1 protein-coding gene is annotated in these 2,291 nt (G+C 63.9%); it reads right to left on the bottom strand.

What is annotated here, in order from left to right:
- Positions 1–2,291, bottom strand: a 2,291-nt coding sequence (locus AACY42_RS28260; RefSeq protein ID WP_339483791.1) for a condensation domain-containing protein, incomplete at both ends; no start/stop codon positions are given.

Below are 2,291 nucleotides of genomic sequence, written 5' to 3'. Positions count from 1 at the left end.
GCTGACCAACAGCTCGAGCGAACGCTCCAGGGCAATCGCCACCCGATCGCCCGGTTGCACACCCAGGCCGACCAGATGACGGGCCAGGCCATTGGCCCGGTGGTTCAACTCGGTGTACGTCAGGCTTTGGGCATTGTGTACGGCCGCAATGGCTTGCGGACGCTGCGTGACCTGCGCCTCGAACAGGCCATGGACGGTCCTGTCCTGGGGATAGCGGCGAGTGGTGGCGTTGAAGTCAATCAATACCTGTTGACGCTCGGCCTGCGGCACTACCACCAGGGCCTGCAAGCGCGATGCCGGGGTGGATTCCAATGCCGTGGCCAGGCTTTGCAGCGCGGTTGCCATGTAGGCACAGACTCGCTGCGCACCGACACCGCTCGTGGCCAGGACGGTCAGGGCGAAATCTTCACCCAAGTCGTCGATACACAGCGTCAAGGGGTAGTGGGTACGTGCTTCGCCCCCCAGTGTCTCGATGCCCTGCCAGGCCGACAATGCCGCCTCGGTATCGGTCTGTTCGCTGGAGTTGCGGTAGTTCAACAACGCGCTGAACAGCGGCAGCGGCGCAGCCACGCCGCTGCAACGCTGGGCCAGTGCCAACGAGGCGTGCTCATGCCCCAACAGTGCGGTCAATTGCCCGTGGACCGCCTTGATGCCGGTCTTGACGGCCTGGTCGCCCACGCTCACACGAAGGGGCAAGGTGTTGATGAACATGCCCAAGGCACGGTCAGCCCCCTGGCCGCCCTGCATCCGGCCCATCAGCACCGTACCAAACACCACGTTCTGCTTGCCGGACGCCTGTCCCAGCACGCGTGCCCAGGCCAAGTGATGCAAGCTAGCGACGCCCACGCCTGACTGGCGTGCCAGGCGCCGCAGCCGACGACTCAGATCGCTGTCGAGCAGCAGGCTCGCATCCTCGATGTCATCGCTGTCACCCTGCACCGGCTGCAAACCGAACGGCAGCGTGGGTTCGTCTACGTCGCCGAGCATGTCGCGGAAGAAGGCTTCCTGCCCTTGATGATCCACACCAAAGCGAGCCTGGGCCACGTAGTTGCGGTACGGTACTGGGACGTCCAGTTGACCGACCTGCCCCAGCAGGTATGCCTGCATCTCGGCCTGTACCACTTTCAGCGCCGCATGATCGAGGGCGATGTGATGGAACAACAAAATCGCCACCCAGCGCTGGTTGGGTGTGTCTTGGGCAAAGGCCAGGCGCATCAGCGGTGCCTGGGACATATCAAGGGCGTAGTCCCGGACGTCGAATCGGTGCTGCAGCTGTTGGGTGATCGCTCCGGCCTGCGGGTCCAGCACCAGCTCTTCAAGGCCCAGCCGCGCTTCGCGCCAGACCACTTGTCGAGGCGCGTCGAGACCTTCCCAGAGGATGGCGGTGCGCAAGATGTCGTGACGATCGATGACGCTTTGCAGGGCCTGGGTGAACGCGTCGAGGCGCTCACGGTTGTCAAAGGCAAACTGCGCGTGCAAGACATAGGGATCGCCCTGCCCAGCCGACAGGTGATGGTAAAGAATGCCTTCCTGCAACGGTGCCACCGGGTAGATTTCTTGCACGTTGCGGGCGCCACCCGGCACCGTCGACACGATACGGTCGATAGCGTCCTGGTCAAGGTTTGTCAGCGTCAGCATGTCTGGCGTGATCCGCTCGCAGCCGAACGGGATGCCATTGGCCGGGACGTCGATTTCACTGCCACCCCCCACTGCCGCCGCCAACGCGGCGAGGGTCGGTTGGCCGAACAGTACGCGCACGTCGGCGCTCAAGCCGGCCTGGCGCATCCGCTCGATCAAGCTGACCGCCAGCAGCGAATGCCCGCCCAGCTCGAAGAAATGATCGTGACGGCCTACGCGTTCGACCTTGAGCAAATCTTGCCAGAGCTGCGCCAGGGTGGTTTCGATCTCGCCTTGCGGGGCTTCGTAGCCACGGGTGATCAGCGCGTCGAGATCCGGTGCCGGCAAGGCCTTGCGGTCGAGCTTGCCGTTCGGCGTCAGCGGCAAGGCATCCAGCCGCACGTAGGCAACGGGCACCATATAGGCCGGCAACTGCGCCTGCAGGTGCGTGCGCAGGGCTTCGATGTCGACGACTTCGTCCGGCGAGTGTTGGGTGAAATAGGCCACCAGGCGCTTGTCGCCCGGTATGTCTTCGCGGGCCAGGACTACGGTTTCCTTGATGTTTGGCGCCTGGGCGAGCTTGGCTTCGATCTCGCCCAGCTCGATGCGGAAACCACGGATCTTCACCTGGTCGTCGTTGCGGCCCAGGTATTCGATGTTGCCGTCCGGCAGGT

The organism is Pseudomonas sp. RL_5y_Pfl2_73 (assembly GCF_963970515.1).
Classification (GTDB): Bacteria; Pseudomonadota; Gammaproteobacteria; order Pseudomonadales; family Pseudomonadaceae; genus Aquipseudomonas.
This window is presented reverse-complemented; position numbering and strand designations above follow the sequence as displayed.